General features: G+C 65.3%; 20 protein-coding genes and 1 tRNA gene. 11 read left to right on the forward strand and 10 right to left on the reverse strand.

Annotated elements, in window-relative coordinates:
- Window positions 1–10: 10 nt before the first annotated feature.
- Complete coding sequence (locus tag ABEA07_RS21705; protein ID WP_345540448.1) at window positions 11–895, reverse strand: MOSC domain-containing protein; 885 nt, start codon at window positions 893–895, stop codon at window positions 11–13.
- 54 nt (window positions 896–949) lie between these two features.
- Here ABEA07_RS21705 and ABEA07_RS21710 point away from each other — a divergent pair, with 54 nt between their 5' ends.
- From ABEA07_RS21710 to ABEA07_RS21725, 4 genes are read left to right on the forward strand one after another with little or no spacing between them, the layout of a single operon-like run.
- Complete coding sequence (locus ABEA07_RS21710) at window positions 950–2,059, forward strand: FAD-dependent monooxygenase (protein WP_345540449.1); 1,110 nt, start codon at window positions 950–952, stop codon at window positions 2,057–2,059.
- A 23-nt stretch (window positions 2,060–2,082) separates the two neighbouring features.
- Entirely contained in the window at window positions 2,083–2,808 is a 726-nt protein-coding gene (locus ABEA07_RS21715; protein ID WP_345540450.1) for a DsbC family protein, read from the forward strand.
- Entirely contained in the window at window positions 2,808–4,601 is a 1,794-nt protein-coding gene (locus ABEA07_RS21720) for a M61 family metallopeptidase (RefSeq protein WP_345540452.1), read from the forward strand. Before ABEA07_RS21715 ends, ABEA07_RS21720 begins: the two co-directional genes overlap by 1 nt.
- Before the next feature lie 47 nt (window positions 4,602–4,648).
- On the forward strand, window positions 4,649–5,428 hold the full coding sequence (locus ABEA07_RS21725) for an enoyl-CoA hydratase (protein ID WP_345540453.1): 780 nt from the start codon (window positions 4,649–4,651) through the stop codon (window positions 5,426–5,428).
- Window position 5,429: 1 nt separating this feature from the next.
- Here ABEA07_RS21725 and ABEA07_RS21730 read toward each other — a convergent pair whose 3' ends face one another.
- Both ABEA07_RS21730 and ABEA07_RS21735 read right to left on the reverse strand, forming a co-directional pair.
- Window positions 5,430–6,620 (reverse strand): hypothetical protein, encoded by a 1,191-nt coding sequence (locus ABEA07_RS21730; RefSeq protein WP_345540454.1) that lies wholly within the window; start codon window positions 6,618–6,620, stop codon window positions 5,430–5,432.
- Window positions 6,617–7,282, reverse strand: a complete 666-nt coding sequence (locus tag ABEA07_RS21735; protein ID WP_345540455.1) for a sigma-70 family RNA polymerase sigma factor — start codon at window positions 7,280–7,282, stop codon at window positions 6,617–6,619. The genes ABEA07_RS21730 and ABEA07_RS21735 overlap by 4 nt, the downstream gene beginning before the upstream one ends.
- Before the next feature lie 137 nt (window positions 7,283–7,419).
- Here ABEA07_RS21735 and ABEA07_RS21740 point away from each other — a divergent pair, with 137 nt between their 5' ends.
- The 6 genes from ABEA07_RS21740 (at window position 7,420) to ABEA07_RS21765 (ending at window position 16,089) form a co-directional block, all read left to right on the forward strand.
- A complete protein-coding gene (locus ABEA07_RS21740) occupies window positions 7,420–8,973 on the forward strand; it encodes a vWA domain-containing protein (protein WP_345540456.1) in 1,554 nt (517 codons plus the stop codon).
- A gap of 21 nt (window positions 8,974–8,994) precedes the next feature.
- Window positions 8,995–9,071, forward strand: a tRNA-Met gene (locus tag ABEA07_RS21745).
- Between the two features lie 406 nt (window positions 9,072–9,477).
- Complete coding sequence (gene hsdR / locus ABEA07_RS21750; RefSeq protein ID WP_345540457.1) at window positions 9,478–11,847, forward strand: EcoAI/FtnUII family type I restriction enzme subunit R; 2,370 nt, start codon at window positions 9,478–9,480, stop codon at window positions 11,845–11,847.
- A 3-nt stretch (window positions 11,848–11,850) separates the two neighbouring features.
- Entirely contained in the window at window positions 11,851–13,320 is a 1,470-nt protein-coding gene (locus ABEA07_RS21755; protein WP_345540458.1) for a type I restriction-modification system subunit M, read from the forward strand.
- A complete protein-coding gene (locus ABEA07_RS21760; protein WP_345540459.1) occupies window positions 13,317–14,999 on the forward strand; it encodes a restriction endonuclease subunit S in 1,683 nt (560 codons plus the stop codon). The genes ABEA07_RS21755 and ABEA07_RS21760 overlap by 4 nt, the downstream gene beginning before the upstream one ends.
- The gene (locus ABEA07_RS21765; RefSeq protein WP_345540460.1) at window positions 14,980–16,089 is read left to right on the forward strand and encodes an SIR2 family protein; all 1,110 of its coding nucleotides are present in this window, start codon (window positions 14,980–14,982) and stop codon (window positions 16,087–16,089) included. Before ABEA07_RS21760 ends, ABEA07_RS21765 begins: the two co-directional genes overlap by 20 nt.
- A 587-nt stretch (window positions 16,090–16,676) precedes the next feature.
- On the opposite strand, the gene ABEA07_RS21770 is transcribed toward ABEA07_RS21765, so the two are convergent.
- The 6 genes from ABEA07_RS21770 to ABEA07_RS21795 all read right to left on the reverse strand — a co-directional run bounded on the left by ABEA07_RS21770 (window position 16,677) and on the right by ABEA07_RS21795 (window position 21,440).
- Window positions 16,677–16,883, reverse strand: a complete 207-nt coding sequence (locus ABEA07_RS21770; RefSeq protein WP_345540462.1) for a hypothetical protein — start codon at window positions 16,881–16,883, stop codon at window positions 16,677–16,679.
- 79 nt (window positions 16,884–16,962) lie between these two features.
- Window positions 16,963–18,312 (reverse strand): replicative DNA helicase, encoded by a 1,350-nt coding sequence (locus ABEA07_RS21775; RefSeq protein WP_345540463.1) that lies wholly within the window; start codon window positions 18,310–18,312, stop codon window positions 16,963–16,965.
- Window positions 18,309–19,109, reverse strand: a complete 801-nt coding sequence (locus ABEA07_RS21780) for a hypothetical protein (protein ID WP_345540464.1) — start codon at window positions 19,107–19,109, stop codon at window positions 18,309–18,311. The genes ABEA07_RS21775 and ABEA07_RS21780 overlap by 4 nt, the downstream gene beginning before the upstream one ends.
- Window positions 19,106–19,555, reverse strand: coding sequence for a hypothetical protein (locus tag ABEA07_RS21785; protein WP_345540465.1), 450 nt, complete (start codon window positions 19,553–19,555; stop codon window positions 19,106–19,108). The genes ABEA07_RS21780 and ABEA07_RS21785 overlap by 4 nt, the downstream gene beginning before the upstream one ends.
- Window positions 19,556–19,771 carry a DNA-binding protein gene (locus ABEA07_RS21790; protein ID WP_345540466.1) on the reverse strand — a complete coding sequence of 72 codons (216 nt, stop codon included), beginning with the start codon at window positions 19,769–19,771 and terminating at the stop codon, window positions 19,556–19,558.
- A gap of 235 nt (window positions 19,772–20,006) precedes the next feature.
- A complete protein-coding gene (locus ABEA07_RS21795; protein WP_345540467.1) occupies window positions 20,007–21,440 on the reverse strand; it encodes a tyrosine-type recombinase/integrase in 1,434 nt (477 codons plus the stop codon).
- A 451-nt stretch (window positions 21,441–21,891) separates the two neighbouring features.
- Here ABEA07_RS21795 and ABEA07_RS21800 point away from each other — a divergent pair, with 451 nt between their 5' ends.
- Window positions 21,892–23,022, forward strand: a complete 1,131-nt coding sequence (locus tag ABEA07_RS21800) for a sulfotransferase family protein (protein ID WP_345540468.1) — start codon at window positions 21,892–21,894, stop codon at window positions 23,020–23,022.
- Window positions 23,023–23,037: 15 nt separating this feature from the next.
- On the opposite strand, the gene ABEA07_RS21805 is transcribed toward ABEA07_RS21800, so the two are convergent.
- Complete coding sequence (locus ABEA07_RS21805; RefSeq protein ID WP_345540469.1) at window positions 23,038–23,253, reverse strand: hypothetical protein; 216 nt, start codon at window positions 23,251–23,253, stop codon at window positions 23,038–23,040.
- Window positions 23,254–23,387 lie beyond the last annotated feature (134 nt).

A 23,387-nucleotide genomic window follows, 5' to 3' on the forward strand; every position in this document is an offset into this window, starting at 1 on the left:
CGCAGGCAGGTCAATCGAAGCGGTAGTTCGCCGCCACCGGCTGGCCGACCTTGAGCAGATGCTCCACGCCCTCGCGCACGATGCAGTTCATGCCGAAGGTGATGGCGCCGTCCACGCGCGGATCAGCCCGGTAGTGGCGCAGCGTGTCGCCGACCTCGGGGCTGGATGCGGCCGTGGCGGGATCGATGTCGGGAATGGGGCAGCGCGCACAGGGCTTCACCGGCTGAAGCCGGGCTTCGCCTTCACCGGTGCGCACGTGCAGCACCTCCAGCCGGTCCTCGTCGTGCGCCTCGATGCCGGTCAGCACGATGTTCGGGCGGAAGCGCTCGATCCCGACGGGCGCATGGCCGCCGTCCGCCAGGCGCGCATTGAGTTCGGCCAGCGAGCCCTCGCTGGCCACCAGCAGCGGATAGCCGTCGGCGAACTGATTGAGGGCCTCGACGCCGCCGGTCCACTTCATGCTCGACAGCCGCCGGTGCTCGGGGTCGAAGCGCACCAGGCGCAGCCGGCGCGGCCGGCCCGGTTCGGACAGGAAGTCGCTGAACCACTGGGCCGCGATGTCGCCCATGTCGTAGGCCGCCACCTCGTCGTCCCACACGCGCACCCGCACCGGCTGCTCGACTCTGTCGAAGGCGATGTGCAGGGCCAGCATGCCGGGGGCCCGCAGCACCAACTCGGAATACTTCATCTGCGGACGGATCAGCACCATCCGGGGCAGCTCGCGCTGAGTGACGAACTCGCGGTGCTCGTCGACCACCATCCAGGCGCGGTCGAACTCCAGGCCGGTCTCGGTCAGCAGGGCCTCGGGCAACTCGACGCCGGCGCAGGACTTGATCGGATAGACGAAGAGGCGGGCGATGCGGGCCTGAAGGTCGAAGGCGTCGGAAGCGGTCACTGGCAAGTCCTCGGAGCGATGGGCGCGATTGTCCCGCACTCCTACAATGCCGCGATGGCTCTTCCTCCCGAGGTTTGCATTCGCGGCGCCGGCATCGTCGGCCGTGCGCTGGCGCTGCTGCTGGCACGCGAACGCGTGCGCGTGGCGCTGGTGGCGCCGGCCGCCGCCCCCGAGCGCCAGGACGTGCGCGCCTATGCGCTCAATGCCGCCTCCCGGACCCTGCTCGAATCGCTGCGCGGCTGGCCCGAAGCCGCCCACGCCACGCCGGTGCGCGAGATGCTGGTGTACGGCGACGAGGGCGGCCGCGTGCAGTTCAACGCGGCGCGCCAGAAGGTCGAGGCCCTGGCCTGGATCGTCGACGTGCCGGCGCTCGAGCAGCAACTGGCCGACGCAGTGCGCTTCCAGTCCCGCATCGAAGTGGTGGCCCAGCCGGTGGCAGCGCCGCTGACGGTGGTCTGCGAAGGCCGCATCAGCGCCACGCGCGAGCAGTTGGGCGTGCGCTACGAGGTCACGCGCTACCCGCAACATGCGATCGCGGCACGCGTGGTCGCCGACGAGCCCCACGACGGTGCCGCGCGCCAGTGGTTCAACGACCGGGGCGAGGTCTTCGCCTTGCTGCCGATGGCGGGCAAGCAGCTTGCGCTGGTCTGGTCGGTCGACCAGCTGCGCGCGCCCGAGTTGCTGGCGCTCGATGCCGATGCGTTCAACCATGCCCTGCACGAAGCCAGCCATGGCGCGTTGGGCGGGCTGCGCCTGACCAGCGAGCGCGCCGCGTGGCCGCTGCAGCGCGCCATCGCCGACCGCTGGACCGGCCGCCTGCCCGACGGCAACGCCTGGGCCCTGGCCGGCGATGCCGCCCACACCGTGCATCCGCTGGCGGGCCAGGGCCTGAACCTGGGCCTGGCCGATGCTGCGGCACTGGCCGGCGTGATCAGGGACCGCGACTACTGGCGCAGCGTGGGCGATGCCCGTCTGTTGCGCCGATACGAACGCGCGCGCCGCGCCGACGTGCTGTCGATGAGCCTGGCCACCGACAGCCTGCAGCAGCTTTTCGCGCACAGCGCCGACCCGCTCCCGGCCCTGCGCAACTGGGGCATGCGCGGCTTCGACCGCACGCGCCTGATCAAGAACTGGGTCGCGAAGCAGGCCATGGGTCTGTCCTGACATCCGCACGAGCACCACCAACCATGAAATCCGCATCCGCCCCTTTCGCTGCCGCATGGCTGGCCGCACTGATCCTGGGCTTCAGCCTGAACGCCACGGCCGGCGAAGCCGAAATACGCCAGAACCTGGCCGCGCGCATTCCGCAGTTCGCGAAGATCGACGAGATCCGCAAGGCGCCGATGCCCGGCCTTTATGAAGTGCGCATCAACGGCTTCGAGATTTACTACACCGACGAGCAGGGCAACTACCTGCTGCAGGGCAACCTGATCGACGTCAAGGCCCGGCGCAACCTGACCGAGGAGCGCGTGGAGAAACTCAGCGAGGTCGCTTTCGACAAGTTGCCCGTGAAGGATGCGATCAAGATCGTGCGCGGCAACGGCAAGCGCAAGCTGGCCGTCTTCGAGGATCCGAACTGCGGTTACTGCAAGCAGTTCGAGCGCGACCTGACCAAGGTCGACAACGTCACCATCCATCTCTTCCTGTATCCCGTTCTGGGGCCGGATTCGGTGACCAAGTCGCGCAATATCTGGTGCGCGAAGGACAAGGCCAAGGCCTGGGCCGACTGGATGCAGCGCGGCGTCACACCCGAGACGGCCGAGTGCGACGCGGCCGCGCTCACGCGCAACCGCGAGTTCGGCCAGAAGTACAACATCAGCGGCACCCCCACGCTGATCTTCGGCGACGGTTCACGTGCGCCGGGCGCCATTCCGGCAGCGCAGGTCGAAAAGCAGCTGGCCGCGATCAACTGATGGTCGCCCCGGCCATCCACTTCCGCATCGAGTCCGCGGACCGGCACGCCCATCTCTTCGCCGTCCTGCTGCGCATCGAGAAGCCTCAAGCCAGCCAGCGCGTGGCACTGCCGGTCTGGATCCCCGGCAGCTACCTGGTGCGCGAGTTCGCGAAGAACCTGCAGGACCTCGAGGCCCGGCAAGGCCGCCGCGCACTGGCCGTGCACCAGCTCGACAAGTGCACCTGGCAGATCGACTGCACCCCCGGCAAGCCTCTCGAGCTGCGCTACCGCGTCTGCGCCTACGACCACTCGGTGCGCACCGCCTGGCTCGATGCGACGCGCGGCTTCTTCAACGGCACCAGCCTGTGCCTGCGCGTGGACGGGCAGGCACAGCTGCCGCATGCGGTCGAGATCGTTGCACCGAAGCTGGCCCCGGGCGAGCTTCGCTGGTCCTGCGCCACTGCACTGAAGCCCACCAAGACCGACCGCCAGGGCTTCGGCCACTACCTGGCCGACGGCTACGACGAGCTCGCCGACAGCCCGGTGGAGATGGGCGCCTTCTGGAGCGCCGAGTTCGAGGCCTGCGGCGTGCCGCACCGCTTCGTCGTCGCCGGCGCACCGCCCTCCTTCGACGGCGAGCGGCTGATCGCCGACACACAGGCCATCTGCGAGACCCAGATGCGCTTCTGGCACGGCCCGAAAGTCGGCAAGCGCGGCGGGACGAAGCCGCCGCACGACCGCTACGTCTTCATGCTGAACGCGGTGGACGATGGCTACGGCGGATTGGAACACCGCCATTCCACCGCCCTCATCTGCACCCGGCGCGACCTGCCGCAGCTCGGCGTGCAGAAGCAGGGCGAGGGCTACACCACGCTGCTCGGGCTGATCAGCCACGAGTACTTCCATACCTGGAACGTGAAGCGCCTGCGGCCGGCGGAGTTCGAGCGCTACGACTACGCGCAGGAGAACTACACGCAGCTGCTGTGGCTGTTCGAGGGCTTCACCAGCTATTACGACGACCTGCTGCTGCGCCGCGCCGGACGCCTCGACGATGCGGGCTACCTGCGGCTGGTCAACAAGACCGCCAACCAGGTGCTGCAGGCGCCCGGGCGCCATGTGCAGTCGGTGGCGCAGGCGAGTTTCGATGCGTGGGTCAAGTACTACCGGCAGGACGAGCAGACCGCCAACACCACCATCAGCTACTACACCAAGGGCGCGCTGGTGGCGCTGTGCTTCGACCTGACGCTGCGCGCCGAGGGCCCGGGCTCGCTGGACGATGTGATGCGGCTGCTGTGGACGAAGAGCGGCGGCGGCCCGGTGGCCGAATCGGACTTCGCTTCCGCCCTCGAAGCCGTGGGCGGACGCTCCTACGCTGGCGAGATCGCGCGCTGGGTGCATTCGACCGACGAACTGCCGCTGGCCGAGCTGCTCGCCCGGCACGGCGTGAGCGCCAACGAAGACCCGGCCCAGCGCGCCCAGGAGCTGGGCCTGCGCGTGGCCGAGGCCAACGGCAGCGTGCAGGTCAAGATGGTGCTGCGCGGCGGCGCGGCCGAGCAGGCCGGCTTCTCGGCCAACGACGAATGGATCGGCATCGAGCTGGGCGCGCACAAGGGCCGCCCGGCGCAGGGCTGGCGCATCGCGCGGCTGGAGGACCTGGCGCTCTACCTCGGCCCGCTGAAGAAGATCACCGCGCTGGTCGCGCGCGACCGGCGCCTTCTGCGCCTGCCGCTCACGCTGCCCAGCGGTGTCACCACCTGGCGGCTCGCCGTGCAGGACGCCGCGAAGCTCGCGCAATGGCTGGCGCCGCAGTAGCAGCGCAACGCATTCCGATTCCCGCTTCTTACTCCCAGGAGACCTCCATGAGCTACGAAAACATCGAAGTGCGCACCGAAGCCGGCAAGGTCGGCATCGTGACGCTGAACCGGCCCAAGGCGCTGAACGCGCTCAACGACGCGCTGATGACCGAGCTGGGCGCCGCGCTCAAGGCCTTCGATGCCGACCCTGCCATCGGATGCATCGTCGTCACCGGCAGCGAGCGCGCCTTCGCGGCGGGTGCAGACATCGGCGCCATGGCGAGCTACAGCTTCGTCGATGTCTACAAGGGCGACTACATCACGCGCAACTGGGAAACCATCCGCAGCGTGCGCAAGCCGGTGATCGCGGCGGTGAGCGGCTTCGCGCTGGGCGGCGGCTGCGAGCTGGCGATGATGTGCGACTTCATCATCGCGGCAGACAACGCCAAGTTCGGCCAGCCCGAGATCAAGCTCGGCGTGATCCCCGGCGCCGGCGGCACGCAGCGCCTGCCGCGCGCGGTGGGCAAGGCCAAGGCCATGGACATGGCGCTGACCGGCCGCATGATGGATGCGAACGAGGCCGAGCGTTCGGGCCTGGTCAGCCGCGTCGTGCCCTACGACAAGCTGATGGACGAGGCACTGGGCGCCGCGCTGATCATTGCCGACTTCTCGCAGGTGGCGGTGATGGCGGCCAAGGAGTCGGTCAACCGCGCCTTCGAAAGCGGCCTGTCCGACGGCGTGATGTTCGAGCGGCGCCTGTTCCACGCGCTGTTCGCCACCACGGACCAGAAGGAAGGCATGGACGCCTTCGTCAACAAGCGCAAGGCGGCCTTCAGGCACGAGTGATTCAGCGCGGCGGTGCCGTCTCGGGCGGAGCAGTCGGTCCAGCGGCAGGTTCGCCTGCCGGATCGGCGGGCGGCTGCGAGGGCCGCCAACGCAGCGGCGGCGCCGGGGCCGGAGGCTCCAGCGCCTGCTGCAGGGCAGCGCGCAGGGCGGCCAGCGAGCCGGCCGACGGCGCACCGGTGGTCGCCGGCTTCTGCCCTTCGCGCCAGCGCACCTGGTTGCGGCCCAATTCGAATGTGGCCAGCACGTCTCCGTTGGCGCGCTCCAGCGTGACGCGCCACTCGACCGCGCCCGCCAGCGGCTGCGGACCGACCGCCGACAGCGCAGCCGAGCCAATGAGCGCATTGAGTTCCATCGCGTCCCGCCGCGACAGGCTGCGTCCGGTGCCGCCGCGCGGCGTGATGGTCATGCGGCTCCATTGCGACAACGCGGCGAAGCTGGGGAGTTCGCCCGGTTCCGCCGCGCGCGGCACCGGAGCCGCCGGTGCGGCAGCGGCCGGGCGTTGCGCTTCGACGGCGTCGCGCGCCGCGCCGGGCGCCGGGGCGGAGGGCGCGGCGAAGCGCTGGGTCGATGCGCTTCGCTCTGTTTCCCGGCGCAGCCCCTCGGGCGACGCGTCGCGTGAAGCGGCTGCGCCGGCAGCACCGGCTGCCGCGGAGGAGGCTGCTGCCGGCGGGGGCAAGGGCGTCCCCGGTATGTCCTCGCTCGAAGGCAGCACCCGCTCGCTCGCCTGGGGCGACGGGGCGGGCACCGCCGCCGGCGCGGGGGGCGGTTCGGCGACCGGAGCCGCGGGTGCAGCGGCTGCAGCAGGCGCGGAAGGCGATTCCGCAGCCGCCCCCGGGGGCGCTGCAGCCGGCGCCTCGCCATCGAGCCGCGCACCGGGCACCGGCTCGCGCTGCCACAGCACCGTCACCAGCACCGCGATCAGCACGGTCGCGAAGGCGGCATTCCAGGGCATGCGCCCATCGCCGCCCGGTCCGCCCAGGCCCAGCAGGCGCTGCCACCACGCGCGCGCCGGGCGCGACGGCGCCGCCGGCAGCGAAGGGGCCACCGCCTCGTGCGCCTGCTCGAGGATGGTCTTGCGGGTGCGCCAGTCCGGCATGGCGCCGTGGTCCGGCGCATGCGCGAGCGCACGCCGCAGCCGGTCGTCGCACAGGTCGTCGTCCATGCCTTCGCTGCCTTCCATCGCGCCGCTCATGACCGGAACTCCAGCACCGACAGGTAGCGGTCCATGCAGGCCCGCAGCTTCTTGAGCCCGTAGCGCAGGCGGCTGCGCACCGTCTCGAAATTGATCTCCAGCGTCTTCGCCATCAACTCGACGGTGAATCCCTCTTCGTGGTGCAGCAGGAAGGCCGAGCGTTGCTCGTCAGGCAGTTCGTCCAGACAGGCGAGCAGGCGGCGGCCGGCGGCGCGCCAGAAGGCGAGCTCCTCGGCCGAGGGATGCGCCGCGTCGGCGGCCGCCCCGCCGCCCACCAGCCCGCGGCTGAAAAGGCGCGCGGCTTCGAGGCCGTCGCCGTCCTCGTCGTGGGCATAGAAAGCGACCTCGCGGCCGCTCAGGCGCAGGCGGTCCATCGCCAGGTTGTGGGCGATGGTGAAAGCCCAGGTGCGCCAGCTCGCGCCCTGGGGCGAGAAGCTCTCGCGCGCCGCGATGATGCGCATCCAAGTCTCCTGGAACACCTCCTCGACCTCGGCCGCGAGGCGCAGGCCCAGCAGCCGCCGCACGAAGCGGAACAGCGCGCTCTCGTGGCGTGCGTAGAGGGCATCGAAGGCGGTCGTGTCCCCGGCGACGTAGGCGAGCATCAGTTGGTCGTCCGGCAAGGTGTCGTGGAGCGCGGGGTTCGCGGCGGGTGGCGCAAGCATCGGCAGATTTTCACCTCACGTTCTACGGAGGACGGCGCCGCCCGGGGTTAGCGATGCCGCGAAAAAAAGCCCGGCGTCAACCCGCTTCGCGGCCGGCGGCCGTATCAGGCTGCATCCACCACCCACTGGAGCTGCTGATGAATCCCCGCCATTTCTTTCTCTGCCAGCGATCCCTGGCCGCGCTGCTGTGCGGCCAGCTCCTGCTCGCCGGCTGCAGCACGGGCGCCACCGAGTTCGCGCCCGGGCCCACGCGCTGGCCGACGCCGGCGCCGCAGCCCGAGCCGCCGCGCTTTCCCACGCCTCCCTGGCCGGCTCCGATCGCGCGCACGGTGCCGAACTTCGAGGCGCCCTCGGCCACGCACTGCGCGCGGGCGGTCCAGACCACCGAGACGCCCGGGCACCTGGCCGGCCAGCGCGACGACACCGACGCCGCGGGCGGCCATGGCGCGGCCCGCTCGTCGTCGGCCCACGAGGAGCGGGCTCGCCGGATCGCGCCGGGCGAGCCTTCGGCAGAGGCCCCGGCGGCGATGCCGGCGCCGGCCAGCCCCTCGCTCGCGGGCGCCGGCAAGGAGGCGCTTTCAGCCGACAGCGACGCGGCGCCGCGCTTCGCACCGCCTGCGCCCAGCCCGCAGCCGACCCAGCGCCAGCACCCCGTCCAGGAGATCGTGACCGCCGGCATGGTGGACGACAACGCCGACTTCGGCGCCTACCTGCAGTTCCGGCAACGTACCCAGGTGACCCATCGCCCGCGCGACGTGAGCGAACGTTACCTGCTGCAGGTGCGCAACGCCCGCGGCGTGCCCGTGGCCGATGCCGAGGTGGCGGTCCAGGCGCCCAGCGGCGCCGCCATGTGGGCACGCACCGACGCGAGCGGCCAGGCCTGGCTGCACCCCAACGCCTTCGACCCCTCCGGCAGCGCCGTCTACGAAGTGGCCGTGCGCAAGAACGGGCGGCAGGGCACCGCCTTCCTGCGCCGCGGCCAGAAGAGCGGGGTCGACCTGGTGCTCGATGCGGCGCCGCCGGGGCAGCGCGCGCGCCTGGACCTGGTCTTCCTCATCGACGCCACGGGCTCCATGGGCGACGAGATCGGCAAGCTCCGGGCCAGCGTGCGCAGCATCGCCGCCGAGGTGGCACGGCTGCCGAGCCGGCCCGACACCTGCTTCGGCCTGGTCGCCTACCGCGATCGGGGCGACGAGTTCCTGGTGCGCCGCCATGATTTCACCAACGACCTCGGCGCCTTCCAGTCCGTGCTGGACGCGCTCCAGGCCCACGGCGGCGGGGACTATCCCGAAGCAATGACCGAGGCCTTGAACGAGACCGTGCACCGGCTCAGCTGGCGCGGCAACGACACCACCCGGATGGTGGTGCTGCTGGCCGATGCGCCGCCCCACCTGGACTACGGCGGCCCGCAGTACGACGAGGACATGATGGCGGCGCTCGGCAAGGGCATCAAATTGTTCAGTGTGGGCGCCAGCGGACTCGACAAGCAGGGGGAATACATCCACCGCCAGATGGCTCAGTACACCGGGGGGCGCTTCGTGTTCCTGACCTACCGCGATGCCCACCGTCCGGGGAGCGGGCCGGGCCGCGAGACGGTGCACGAGGTGAGCAACTACTCGGTGCAGACGCTGGACCGGCTGATCGTGCGCCTGGTCAGCGAAGAACTCGCCAGGCTGCCGAAGGCCGGATGATCTGGCTATAATCCGAGGCTCGGCTCTTTAGCTCAGTCGGTTAGAGCGATGGAATCATAATCCACAGGTCCGCGGTTCGAGTCCGTGAAGAGCCACCAAACGATAACCCCCGTGGTTACTGGAAGGCCCGCTATCAGAAAGGTAGCGGGCTTTTCTCTTATTGGCGCGCCCGGCCTAGCGATGTAACGGTGGATGTAAGAGCATTTTCTGATTGCACGCGAGTCCGTCAAAGCTCCATCGGCCGGGCCGCGCGCTTCTGTCTCCTCGATCCCCGGGGCTCGGGAATCCGCTTCACCCGAGGGTCAGGCGCCCCGTCGTTCAGCCACGCAAAGCCTGCGCCCATCGAGTGGATATGCCACCAAGACTTCGACTGCGGCGTCCCAGGAAGGATGTGGAATGCCGGCGCCACTTTCCGCGCGCGGCATTCTTGGCTTCAACTTCAGATTGCACATAATTCCGCGGCGTACTATTTCTCGAGGGTCGAAGGTTCCACGCGGCATTCACATGAACAAGAAATCGCTCTCCGAAACAGACATCCGCTCCAAGTTCATCACACCAGCGATCTGTGGGGTCGGAGGTGCTGGCTGGAATCTAATGACCCAGGTTCGCGAGGAAGCCTATTTCACGAAGGGCCGCGTCATCGTGCGTGGAAAGAGGGTTCAGCGTGGCGAGGCCAAGAAGGCAGACTACGTTCTCTACTACAAACCCAATCTGCCCATCGCCATCGTCGAGGCAAAAGACAACACGCATTCGGTCGGTGCTGGAATGCAACAGGCACTCGACTACGCCGAGATTCTGGATGTGCCATTCGCCTACAGTTCCAACGGCGACGCCTTCCTCGAGCATGACCGCACCGCAACCGGTGGAGGGGTGACGCGGGAAATTCCTCTCAATCAGTTCCCCTCGCCTGACGAACTCTGGTCCCGCTACTGTGCGTCCAAAAAGCTGACGCCCCCACAAGTCGCCGTTACCACGCAAGACTACTACGACGACGGCTCTCGCAAATCGCCGCGCTACTACCAGCTCATCGCGATTAATCGCACTGTCGAAGCCATTGCCCGTGGCAACAACCGCATCCTGTTGGTCATGGCCACCGGCACGGGCAAGACGTACACCGCTTTCCAGATAATCTGGCGTTTATGGAAGGCCGGGGCGAAGAAGCGAATCCTATTCTTGGTCGATCGCAACATCCTCGCCGACCAGACCAAGACCAACGACTTCAAGCCCTTCGGCCAAGCGATGACGAAGATCGCCAACCGTACGGTTGACAAAGCCTTCGAGATTTATCTTTGCCTCTACCAAGCTGTCACCGGCGTCGAGGACGACAAGAACATCTACAAGCAATTCTCGTCAGACTTTTTCGATCTCGTCGTCGTCGACGAGTGCCATCGCGGTAGCGCGGCCGACGATGCAGCATGGCGGCAGGTGCTCGAATACTTTTCCACCGCTACACAGATCGGCCTCACGGCCACGCCGAAGGAAACCAAGGAAGTCTCCAACATCGAGTATTTCGGCGAACCGATCTACACGTACTCGTTGCGTCAGGGCATTGCCGATGGGTTTCTCGCGCCCTACAAGGTGGTCCGCATTGGCCTCGACAAGGACATGCTGGGCTGGCGTCCGCAGCTCGGGCAACTCGACAAGCACGGTCAGCTCATCGAAGACCGCGATTACAACCTGAGTGACTTCGACCGCAAACTTTTTCTCGAGAAGCGCACCGAACTGGTCGCTGGCAAGGTGAGCGAGTTCCTGCGGACGACCAACCGCTTCGCCAAGACCATCATCTTCTGCGAGACCACCGATCATGCGGAGCGCATGCGCCAGGCGGTGGTCAACGCCAACTCGGACCTCGCCGCCGCCAACAGCAAGTACGTCATGCGCATCACTGGGGACGACGAAGAGGGCAAGGCCCAGCTCGACAACTTCATTGACCCGGAGGCGACCTACCCGGTCATTGCTTGCACCTCGCGCCTGATGAGCACGGGCGTCGATGCCCAGACCTGCCAGCTCATCGTGCTCGACAAGCGCATCGGCTCGATGACTGAGTTCAAGCAGATCATTGGTCGTGGCACGCGCATCAACGAGGACTACGGCAAGCTCTTCTTCACCATCATGGATTTTCGCGGCGCAACGGCACTGTTTGCAGACCCAAATTTTGACGGCGACCCAGTGCAGGTCTACGAGCCCGGCCCGGACGATCCACCGGTCCCGCCGAGCGATCCACCAGTTCCACCTTCCTCCGGAGACGTCGGCAATGCCGAACCCCCACCCCCCCCTTACGGCCCGAGCGACATCGATTCGGAACGGCGCACCCGCTACTACGTAGACAACGTCCCCGTCAGCGTGATCGTCGAGCGCGTCCAGTATCTTGACGGCAGCGGCCGGCTAATCACCGAATCACTGAAGGACTACAGCCGCAAAGCCGTGCGCAAGCACTACGCCTCGCTCGACGCCTTCCTCAACGCCTGGAACGAGGCCGAGCGCAAGCAGTCCATCGTCGACGAGTTGGCTACGCAGGGTGTTTTTCTCGACGAACTGGCCGAACAGGTCGGCAAGGACTTTGACCCCTTCGACCTCGTCTGTCACATCGCATTCGATCGCCCGCCGCTCACCCGGAGGGAACGTGCCGACAAGGTGAAGAAGCGGGACATTTTTGGCCAATACGAGGGCAAAGCCCGCGAGGTTCTTGCCGCACTCCTCGACAAGTACGCCGACATTGGCATCGTGAGCGTTGAATCGCTCGACATCCTCAAGGTGGACCCGCTCCGCGCCTTCGGCACTCCGATGGAGATTGTCAAGGTCTTTGGAGGGAAGCCCGCCTACCTCTCAGCCGTCCGCCAACTCGAAAACGCACTCTATAAGGAAGCTGCCTAATTCATGTCTAACGTCTCCAATCTCGTCAAAAGCATCCAAGACATCATGCGCAAAGATGCCGGCACCTACGGCGATGCGCAGCGGCTTGAACAGTTAGGCTGGATGTTTTTCCTCAAGATCTTCGATGACCGCGAAAGAGAGTTGGAGTTGCTGCGCGACCACTACAAGTCACCGTTGCCCGAGCACCTGCGCTGGTCCGAGTGGGCACTGGACGAAGAGGGCATGACCGGGGACAAGCTGCTCGACTTCGTCAACAACACGCTGCTGCCCCGGCTCAAGGCCCTCACTGGCGGAGGCGACAAAATCGCGGGCCTCATCCGCATGGCCTTCGAGGACGCCAACAATTACATGAAGAACGGTACGTTGATGCGCCAGGTCATCAACAAGATCAATGGCATCGACTTCAACGTCTCCGACGACCGCCACCTCTTCGGCGACATCTACGAAAAGCTCCTCAAGGACCTGCAGTCCGCCGGCAACTCGGGTGAGTTCTACACCCCGCGCGCCGTCACCCAGTTCATCGTCGATCAGGTCAACCCACGCCTCGGCGAGACCCTCATGGACCCCGCCTGCGGCACTGGCGGCTTCCTCGTCTGCGCCATAGAGCACCTGCGAAAACAGGCGAAGAGTGACGCCGACGAGCGCGCCATCCAGGACTGCTTCTCCGGCATCGAGAAGAAGCACCTGCCGCACGTCCTGTGCATGACCAATCTCCTCCTGCATGGCATCGACGTTCCCTCCAACGTCCGCCACGACAACACGCTCGCCCGCCCGCTGCGTGACTGGGGTCCGAAGGAGCGCGTGGACGTCATCGTGACCAACCCGCCCTTTGGCGGCATGGAGGAGGACGGCATCGAGGCAAATTTCCCTAGTGAGTTCCGCACCCGCGAGACCGCTGACCTCTTCCTCGTCCTGCTCATGAAGCTGCTCAAGGCCGGCGGTCGCGCTGGCCTCGTCCTCCCCGACGGCACCCTTTTCGGGGAAGGCGTGAAGACGCGCATCAAGGAGGCTCTCCTAACCGAGTGCAACCTCCACACCATCGTCCGCCTGCCCAACGGCGTCTTCAATCCCTACACCGGCATCCGCACCAACCTCCTCTTCTTCACTAAGGGTGCGCCCACCCGCGAGGTCTGGTATTACGAGCACCCCTATCCGCCCGGTGCTAAGAGCTACAACAAGGGAAAACCGATCCGCATCGAGGAATTCGCGCCCGAGAAAGCCTGGTGGGGCGACGAGGCCGATGGCTTTGCCGCCCGCGTGGAAAACGAACGGGCTTGGCGCGTCTCCATCGACCAGATCAAGGGCGGCAACTTCAACCTCGACCTCAAGAACCCGCACAATCCAGACACCGGCCCCGGTGATGTGGACCACCTGCTACCTGAATACGAAAAACTCCTCGCTCAAATCGCCGACACCCGCGCGAAGCTGAAAAATGAACTCCACCACGCCCTGACCGCCACCGCCGCCGGATGAAGCTCGAAACCTTCTTTGAAAAATTCGACCTCTTTGCCGACGCGCCTGACGCTGTGGAGAAGATGCGGGAGTTGGTGCTGCACCTTGCAGTTCACGGAAGTCTTGTGAGCCAGTCGGACGATGACGAACCGGCCGCGGAGCTCTTGCAGTCGAGTCGGTTGGCTATGGCGAAGATGATGGAGACAGGAAAAGCGAAGAAAGAAAAGCCTGCCACTCCGGTCACTGCTGACGAAGCTACCTTTGCCCTTCCCCGAGGGTGGGCATGGTGTCGACTAGTGGACGCTGGACAGTTCATCAACGGACTGGCGTTTAAGCCCTCAGATTGGGGAAACGAGGGGCGTCCAATCATTCGCATTCAGAACCTTTCCGGAAGGAATCTCGACTACAACCGCACGACAGGAACTTTCGATTCCTCGGTGTTAGTCCAAGACGGTGACATTCTCGTGTCGTGGTCAGCCACGCTCGACGCTTTCATCTGGCGAGGGGAAGAGGGTGTATTGAACCAGCACATCTTCAGAGTTCTCCCCGCGCCATTGGCTGACAAAGCATTTCTGTTTTGGTTGATGAAGTGGGTGATTCGACAATTGGCTGAGAGCGACCATGCGCACGGGCTCGTGATGTCGCATATCAACCGGGGGCCTTTCCTCGCGCATCCGATTCCACTCCCGCCCCTCGCAGAGCAGAAGCGGATTGCGGCGAAGGCGGATGAGTTGATGGCGTTGTGTGACCGGCTGGAGGCGCAGCAGCAAGAGCTGGAGACGCAGCGCGCCGCGCTGGCCCGTGGGTCGCTGGCCCGCTTCGCGGAAGCCGCTAGCACGGCCAACCTAGGCTGGATCTTCCATGCCTCGTTCAGCATTCCGCCTTCAGATTTGCGGAAGTCCATCCTCGCCCTCGCCGTACAAGGCAAACTCGTTCCCCAAGACCCAAACGACGAACCTGCGGACGAGTTGATGAAGAGAAGCCTCGGAGAGCGCAGGCAACTCAAGCGAACCGACGCCACTCAAGTGCAGCCAATACCCACTGAAGACGGCTTGGGTTACGACATTCCTGAATCGTGGCGGTGGCAGCGCCTCGACGACATCTTAGTATTCGGACCTACAAACGGATATTCGCCAAAAGCCGTGGATTACGAGACGCCCGTTCGATCACTCACACTAAGCGCCACTACGTCCGGGCGCTTCAAAAGCGAGCACTATAAATTCATTGAAGCCGAGGTGCCCGCAAACTCGGAGCTCTGGCTTCGCGATGGGGACATTCTTGTGCAACGTGGCAACACGATTGAGTACGTCGGAGTGGCTGCAATCTATCGCGGGCAATCGAACTGCTTTATTTATCCTGATCTGATGATGAAGCTCCGCGTTTCAGCGGCGTTCGATGTCCGCTTCATTCATCTCGCAATGAGCCATGAAGCTGCCCGTGACTTTCTCCGTGCCCGAGCATCCGGCACGTCTGGGAGCATGCCGAAGATCAATCAGACTACATTGAGGAGTTTGCCGCTTCCCATCCCACCCCTTGCTGAACAGCGCCGGATCGTGTCAAAGGTGGACGAACTGATGGCCTTAGTGGACAAGTTGGAAAACCAACTCGCCAATGCGCGCAGCACCGGCGCGAGCGTCCTCGCCGCCGCCGTCGCTGAACTCACGAACGGGAACGAAATCCATGCGGCCGCTGAAGTTTGATCCAGAAGCCACTATCGAGGAAATCGCCGGCATCGGTCGTAATGCGGGATTCGATGCCGTCCTCGACGATAAGGAGGACGACGCCATCCAGGTCGTTTGCCGGCGCGCCGATGGCGCCGAGATTCCCTTGGCGAACCCGGCCCGGGCCTTTTACTTCGGTGATCGCATCCTCTATACCGAAGAAGCCCGCCGCCACGACCTCGGCGAGAAGCAGAAGACGCTCAATACAGACATCTTTCCCCGGAACGAGCGGCGGTTCGATGAACTGAAGCGCGCCTGCCAGCGGGGATTTGTCATTCCATTCGTTGGCGCGGGCATGTCCAAGAGTGCCGGCTGTCCCGAGTGGAAGGAATACTTGCTCAATCTCTGTCCTGAGGCAGGACTCGACAAGGACACGATGCGCCAGCGCCTTGAGGACTACGGCGATTACGAGGGAGTGATGCACGACCTCGTCACCAAGCTCGGGGAGAACCGCTTCAATCAGGATTTTGAGCGGGATTTCAACCCGCCTGGCGAGGTTGCCGGCGCAGTCTTGCGCTTGCCCGACCTATTCGACAGTTGCACCATCACTACTAACTTCGACCGCATACTCGAGAAGGCCTACGAGAAGTGCGGTAAGTCCTTTGTCGAGAAGACCACTGGCCGTGGTCCTGTAGGCTCGATCAACGCTTTCTACCGTGCGATTCCAGCAGGCGATCGCCACCTCCTCAAGCTCCACGGGAACCTTACGAACGCGGCCGAGCGCGTGCTGAACAAGGCCGAATACGACGACGCTTACGGCAACGACGGCAACATCCACTTCGACCGCCCCGTGCCGAAACTCCTAAGGCGTCTCTATACCAGTTTTAGCTTTCTCTTCCTCGGCTGCAGCCTGAGCTACGACCGCACGATCCAGACCTTCGCCAAGATCGCCCAAGACATGGGCGCTGACTCTCTCCCGCACCACTACGCCATCCTCGCCTCCCCGAACGACCCAGCCAAGAAAGCCAGCCTCGAGCAGCGCCTCGCAGATGCACACATTTCCGCGATATGGTTCCCGGAAGGGGAGTATCAACATATCGAGCAGATGCTTGAGTTATTGCTGGCATGAGCTTCAGGGACCCGATCTAAAGCGAGTTTCACCCGGCTCGCCGGTCGGAACGTGGCCTTGGAACGTCGTTGCCTGACCCCGAACACGCCCGCCACAATCCGAAGAATGCCGACAACTCCCCCTCCCCAAAAATCAGCGACGACTTCCTCGGTGTCTTGGACAGGGGAGGACATCGAATTTCTGCCGGCCCCGCCGGGCTACACATGCGAGCGCAACCGCAAGACGGGTACGGTGACCTACTTCAGGGAGGTGCCACCGGGATGCTTCTGCGGCGGGCCTGAAATGCCCTTCTTCGTTGACCCATACCCGCCGAACTGGGCATTGCTGGAGGAACCGAGTGAGCCAGGTAGCGCAGAGAGGTGAAAGCGGCGCCTCGGGGGAACCGAAGGGAGCTTGCGGGCATCCCCCATCGAGCAGCCCGTTGCACCGCAAGCGTCAAGCTCCCTTGTGAATTCCTGCCGCGCTTGCTTGCCCACGGGGTGTATTGGCCTCGCGGAGGTGCGCAGGAGGGGAGAATTGGGATCTGCAAGGTACCCCCTTCCCCACTGCCGACCACGCGCTGGCGGCGAGGGAGTTTGCAAGGGGAGTTACGCGCCTCGCTCCAGGCGATCCAGGTACGCACCGATGGCCTCTGACCCGGCACCCTTGGCGGCCAGAAGGCGCAGCTCCTGAACGATGCGCGCGCGAGCCGCGATTTCCTGGCGCAGGCCTTCGGCATGTGCGGCTTGGTTAATGCGGCGGCGAAGCGCGCCAGAGATGGAAAGTGCGAAACGGGGGGAACTGGGGGATTTCATGATGATTGTGAGATGTACGCGCGCATGCGTGTACGCGCGCGCGGGAACTACGGGGAGGGACGGGCGAGTTGCGCAGAGTTCACAGGTCGCGTCCTCGCGACGACTTCGTCCGGGTGGGCGGTGGACCATTCCAATCTTCAAACCGCACCTGTTCACCGACGTAGCGAAGGTTCACGTCACCCGTACGGCCCTGGCGCGCTTTGGCGACGCGCAGCTTCGCGTAGTCGCTCCATTCGTCCCCGAGTTCGGGGTTACTCGCGATGGGGCGGTGCAGAAGTAGAACTACATCGGCATCCTGTTCGATGGCCCCGGAGTCGCGCAGATCGCTGAGTACCGGCATCGGCTCGCCACGTTGTTCGACTTGGCGATTCAGTTGGGCAAGGCACAGCACCGCGATGCTGAGATCCTTGGCCAGCACCTTGAGGGACCGCGTTGCCTCTTCAAGTTGATAGGTACGGGGCTGCTTTGGGTCGAGGCCTGCGAGCAAGCCGAGGTAGTCCACGACAAGCAGACCGAGGCCGTGGGTGCGCTTGAGCCCTCGGGCCTTCGTGACCACCTGGCGGATATTGAGACCCGGCTGGTCGCTGGCAAAGAATTGCAGCGTCTTCGCTCGCTCGATGCCCTCCACGACCCTCCCCCAGTCGAGGCCGTCCCCGACGTGGGGGCGTATGACGCTCGAGAGCTTCACCCGCCCCAGCATTGCCACCTTGCGATCCCGCAAGTCGTCATGAGACATTTCCAGGCTCAGGAACCCCACCGGGACGCGCTCCGAGACGTTGAGGGCGATCGTCATGCTCAGCGCCGACTTTCCCATGCTCGGACGAGCGCCGAGCACGACAAGCTGACCCGGCCGCAGGCCGCCATCAAGTTGGTCGTCAAGGCGTTGCAGGCCGGTCGAGATCACCGCAGCCTTGCCTTCGGCACGAGCTTCCAGGGTTTCGCTGTGCGCCACCATGCCGTCATAGGCCGAAGCCCAATCGTCGCGGGGCGCATCGAGGGTCAGACGAGCCAGCGCCGCCTGCGCCTCATTGATGCGATCGATGAGCGGGCGGCGCCCCTCACGAGCCAAGTCAGCGATCTCGCCAGCCGCGGCCAGCAGGGCTCGGGCGCGATGGCGCTCGGCGATCAGGCCCGCATAGCGCTGCATGCTTGCCGGCGATGGGATGTACTGAGCCAAGGCGTTTAGTTCCGACAAGCCCACCTGCCCGCCAAGTGCAGTGGCCACCGTCACCACGTCGGTCGGCTGGCCGGCCTCCAGTTGACGGGCGATCTCGGTGAAAACCGTGCGGTACAACGGCACCGTGAATTGCTCGGGCAGGAGCGGCTCACGCAGAGCGTCCCACGCCTGATTGTTGAGCAGCAGCCCCCCGATCAGCGCAGCCTCGGCCTCAACGGCCCCGAGGGTGTGGCGATCATCTCGCGCGCTCATGCCGGGGCCCCAGTCTTTTCCAAGACCTGGCTCAAGCCTTTGTCCGTCATCAGGTAGTCGAGGTCGCCTCTCCAGCTCGCGTGCGGCCCCGCGCGGCCAAGTCGCCCCATCACAAAGTCGTTGTCGCGAGCGCGATCGAAGAAATCACGGAACCAGTTGAGCGCTTCTTCCGCCGTGGTGGCGCGAGGGGTGCCATCCTCTTTAACCGTGGACAGCACCCAGCGCCACCGTTTCGCGATGGCATTCTTGCGCGTGTCGGGCAGCAGCCTGCAGCGTGGCAGCTCAGGGAGCACGGCGTGATACACATCGATCACATCCTTCGTGCAGCAGGCTGGGAAGTCGGGCTTGCCGACGAAGCCGCCAGGCTTCCTCTCCCCTTCCTCTTCCTCTTTCTCTTTCTCTGGGATAGCGACCTGCTCGCGATCCGCTGCCACGCCGCCAGCAGCGCGCGTGCGCTCCGCCTGCACGCTGCTAGCAAGCTGCTCGCGCAAAGGCAGCGAATTGTCATCAGGTTGCACGGGGATGAAGAAGCCTGCGGTGATCAGCGGTTCCAGGCCGGCGACGAGCTCGGCCTCGGCAACGCGCAGACGAAACATCAGCTCCTCGATCGAGCCGTCGAACACGCCGTCCGTCGATTCGGCCGCGAGGAGCCACAGCATTGGGGCGAGGGCGCGGCTTTCCACGGGCAACTGCAGGAACTTACGGTCGTCGAGCAGGGCGCGATGGAGCTTGATCCAGGGCGGCAGACGGTGCGCGTAGTGCTGGAAGGTCTTCCAGTTCTTGGCGGCGAGCTTCATTTCGCCTCCAGGTCGAGGCGATCGGCAATGGCCTCACCGTGTTCGAGATTGCGGAGCAGTCCGATGTCGTTGCCCGCGCGGAACAGGCGGAAGTAGGGGGGGCCGTAGGGCTCGTGGACGAGCATTACGTCGTGACGAGCCAAGCGCTGCATCAGGAGGGCGATGCGCGCCGTCGGCGCGAAGAGCTTGTCGTTGGCCGAGGCGCCCCTGGGGGGCTTGACTGCCATGGCCGAGAGGGCGGCGTCCACCTCGGCGAGGCTGGCGAGCGGAACATGGGTCGCGCCTTGGCGCAGGAAGTAGGTGGACGCGCCTCCATCGCAACCCACGTCGATCAGTTCGACGCCGAGCATTGCGGCGCGGGCCTGTCGCGTGGTGAAGCGCTTGACGATGCGCTGGTGGGTCGGCTGATCCAGGTCGTTGGGTGCCGGCAGGATGGCGGTCGTCATTTACGCCTCCTCCACGCCGAGGAGCTTCTTCAGTTCCGCCACGGGCCACGCTAGGCGGCCGTTAACGCGGCGCGGCTGGATGGGGCTCTTGACCGTGCCCATCGCCCAGAAGCGCAGGGTCTGCTCAGCGCGGTTGAGGTGGGCTGCTGCCTCGGCGGTGGTGAGTGTGGCTCGAACTTCCTTTTCGAGCGGGATGAGTGCAATATCAGGGCGCAAGGGAAAGCCTCCGCAATTCGGATGACTTTCTCGGCAGGCAACCCAGGTCCGATTTCCTAGGTCACAGGGCTCTTCCGCCCCCGGCGCACGATCAACGAGAAACTGCCAGCAAGATACCCCATAAATTTCAATCCACAAGGGGGGTCAAAGTTCAATACTCTCAGCACTCCCATGGGGCCCACTTCACCTCAGGGCACCAGCACCTCTCAACCGTCACGCCATGCGGCGGCCTTCGCTAGCCCACCACGTGCAACTTGTGCGCCTGCGGCCTGGCCACCAAAGGCACCCCGGCCTGTTCCAGCATCCAGGCCTCGATCCGCTCGTGGTGCAGGCGCAGCAGATCCAAGGGGCGGACGGTGTAGTGCTTTTCCGCGGTGGCGCTGGGCTTGTGGCCCATGATCTGCGCCACCACGCCAGCGGGGATATCCAGCCACTCCGTGAGGCTCTTGAAACTGCGCCTAAGGCCGTGCAGCGTCAGCCCTTCGATGCCAGCCGTCTTGCATGCGCAGGCATGGTGACTGCGGGGTTCCGTGATGTAGCCCGTGGCACTGCCTTCGACCACTTCTCCCAGTTTCACAGCCTCCCCCTTGGCCTGCGCACGACGCTCCCGGCGCGCCTTGTTCTTGCTGTCCATCATCACGGCGCGCGTGCTGGCGAACACCCAGTCATTGCGCCGCGGCAGGCCGTCCAAGAGGGACTGTACGTAGGGGGTCATGGGGATGATGCGCTCGCCCTCCACCTTGTCCCGGATGGTTAGGCCCCGCCATTGCAGGTTCACATCCTCCCAGCGCAACGACAGAACTTCGCCGGGCCGCGCGCCGGTCAACAGCATGACCTGCAGCGCAGCGGAGATCGTCGCATTGCCGATGCTGCGCACAGCGTTAAACCATGCCGGCAACTGCTCACGCAGCAGCACATCCGTCTTGGCCTTGGGCTTGCCCAATGCCTCGCGCGTCTTGCGAGTCGCGGCTGGGTTCTTGGCGGGTAGCAGACCAACATACTCGGGCTGCTCGGCACACCAGTTGAGGAACACCTTGAGGAGGCGCCATGCGAGCCGAGTACTGGTAGGGCGGCTCTTCGCCTCCCGAGCGGCCCACCCTTCGACCGTTACCGCGTCCAAGCTGCGCAGCGGCAGCCCCATCAGCGCATGCAACGGCATCGCAATCGTCACCCCCCGTCCCCGGGTGCCCCGCTTGGCAATCTGACCGCCTGACCGTGCCAGTTTGAGGTGGTCGTTGTAGTGCGCCTCTCCCCAATATGGGCGCCGGGCCTCCAGATACGCGCGCCAAGCCTCAGCGACTGTGAGCGCTGCTGCGGCGGCGTCCTTCTTGGCCTGCTCGGCCGCAGCGACCTCGGCCGCCATCTTCTGTTTGCGCGCCTCCGCCGCCTCCCGCTTCAGTTCCCTAGGATCGTGGCCTTCATCAATCTGGCGCTGCAGTTCCCGGGCCTTGGCTTGGGCATTCGGAATGGTCCAAGCCGCGGGGCTGCCGATGGTGATGCGGATCGTCTTGCCTTCGTAAAGCCCCTGGAACACGTACGAGGGCTGGCCCGCTGGTGTCGTGCGCAGCCCCAGCCCCGGCGCTGTCGCGTCCCAAAGGAACGCCTGCTGCTTGGCGCTTGGGCACTTGAAGTTTGCTACCCGGGGCGCCGTGAATGCGATCTTCGCCATCTTCGATGTAACGGTGGATGTAAGAGAAATATTGGAAAAATCAGCAATTCAGATCAACAAGGTGGCTGTATGAATATCCAGCCAATTCGATCCAAGTCGTTGTTTTTTATGGATTCTACCTACACCAATCAACGGCGTTGAATTATTACATCCAGGGAATCATAATCCACAGGTCCGCGGTTCGAGTCCGTGAAGAGCCACCAAATCCCAAAAGCCTTGCAGGTCAACGACTTGCAAGGCTTTCGTTTTTTCAGGGTTGCCGCCTGGGGGGCGCCGACAGGGGTCACCCACACCAAGAGCCGCGGCACCCCCCTTTTCCGAACGGTCATCGGCGCGGCAAGAAGCACTCATGAATTCTCGAACGGCCATCTTTGTTCTCGGCATGCACCGCAGTGGCACGTCGGCACTGGCGAGAGTGCTCCATCTCCTGGGCGCATCGCTGCCCAGGCGTGTGCTGCCCGCCGGCCTGGGCAACGAACTGGGGCACTGGGAGCCCGAGGAAGCCGTCGCGCTGCACGACCGTCTGCTGGAAGCCGCGGGAACCAGCGTCAATGGGCTGAATGGACCGACGGACGCCTGGTTCGAGACGCCCGCGGCGCAGACATTCCTCGGGCCGATGCGTGACCTGATCGAGGCGGAGTTCGCGCAGGCCCCGTTGTTCGTGTTCAAGGACCCGCGTACGGCCCTGATCTTCCCGATGTGGCGCCGCGTGCTGGCCGAGCTGGGGGTGCGATGCCTGCCCGTCGTGATCACGCGCCATCCGCTCGAGGCCGCCGCATCGCTGGTAGCGCGCCAGGCCCAGGCGGTGCCCTGGCAATCCTGGACGCTGGACCGGGCGGGGCTGCTGTGGTTGCGTTACGTGCTGGCAGCAGAGCGTCATTCGCGCAGCGACATCCGTGCCTTCTGCACCTACGAGCGACTGTTGACCGACTGGCGGGGCGTGGCGCGCAGACTGGCCATCGATCTCGACATCGAATGGCCCCGATCCCTGGCGCCATCGACCCATTTTGCTCTGCGCCCGGTCTTGCATCGGGCGTGCGCTTTGTCCGACATGCATCTTCCCGAATGCTCCGACCATGGGGTGTTCAGCCCCCCCGAACCCGGAGCACGCCAGATGAACTCACCCGCTGCAGCAATGCACAGGCGGTATCAGCGCTTCTTCGCCTGGACCTTCGCGCTGTCCACCGTGATGGCGGCCGTGCTGATCTGGATCGAGCTTGCTTTTCCGCCGGACCCCTGGGTCTATCCGGCGCCGGCGTCTGCCCCGACGGCGGCTGCAGCCCCCGCCTCCACATTCGACTTGCACGATCTGCAACTGCTCGTGACGGTCGCCATGCTGATGACTTCGGCCGTCTCGCTGGTCGGCCTGCTCGTCGCCACGCCGCTGGCCTACTTCGGCGCACGCAAGGCCCGCGCGCAGGCCGCTGTGGAGGTGGCGCTCAAGCGGCAGGATCGCATCAACTGGCTGGCGGCGGAGCGGGCCGGCGGCTGGCCGGGCAGCATCGTACCGATGCCTCGCATGCGCGCGCATATGCGCGGGCGGATGCCCCGGCGCGTGCACGGTGGGGCACATCCCGGCTGAAGGGCGCCGGCGTCGCTACTGCTGTTCCTTCGGACGGAACGCGCCGAGAAATTCAGCGGTCTTGTCCACCGGTTGCGGCTGGATCGCGGTGCCGGGAACGGGGACGCCGGCGGCAGTGATCGACACGCTCCCGGCGGGCGCGGAGGCCGTGTTGGCGCCATTGCTCTTGCACCCGGCCAGGCCGAGCGCGAGCACCATCAGTCCTGCCGCAAGGTTCCACGATCCGCGCATGGGGTCAGCCTCCTGTAGGCGCCGACGTCAAAGGGCTCGGCGCCGAATGGATGCTAACACTTAAGTACTCATTCCATTAAAAATATAGAAAATAGTACTATTATTCTGCCGCGCAGCCGACCAGAAGAGGCAAG

The organism is Variovorax defluvii (genome assembly GCF_039541515.1).
Taxonomy (GTDB): domain Bacteria; phylum Pseudomonadota; class Gammaproteobacteria; order Burkholderiales; family Burkholderiaceae_C; genus Variovorax; species Variovorax defluvii.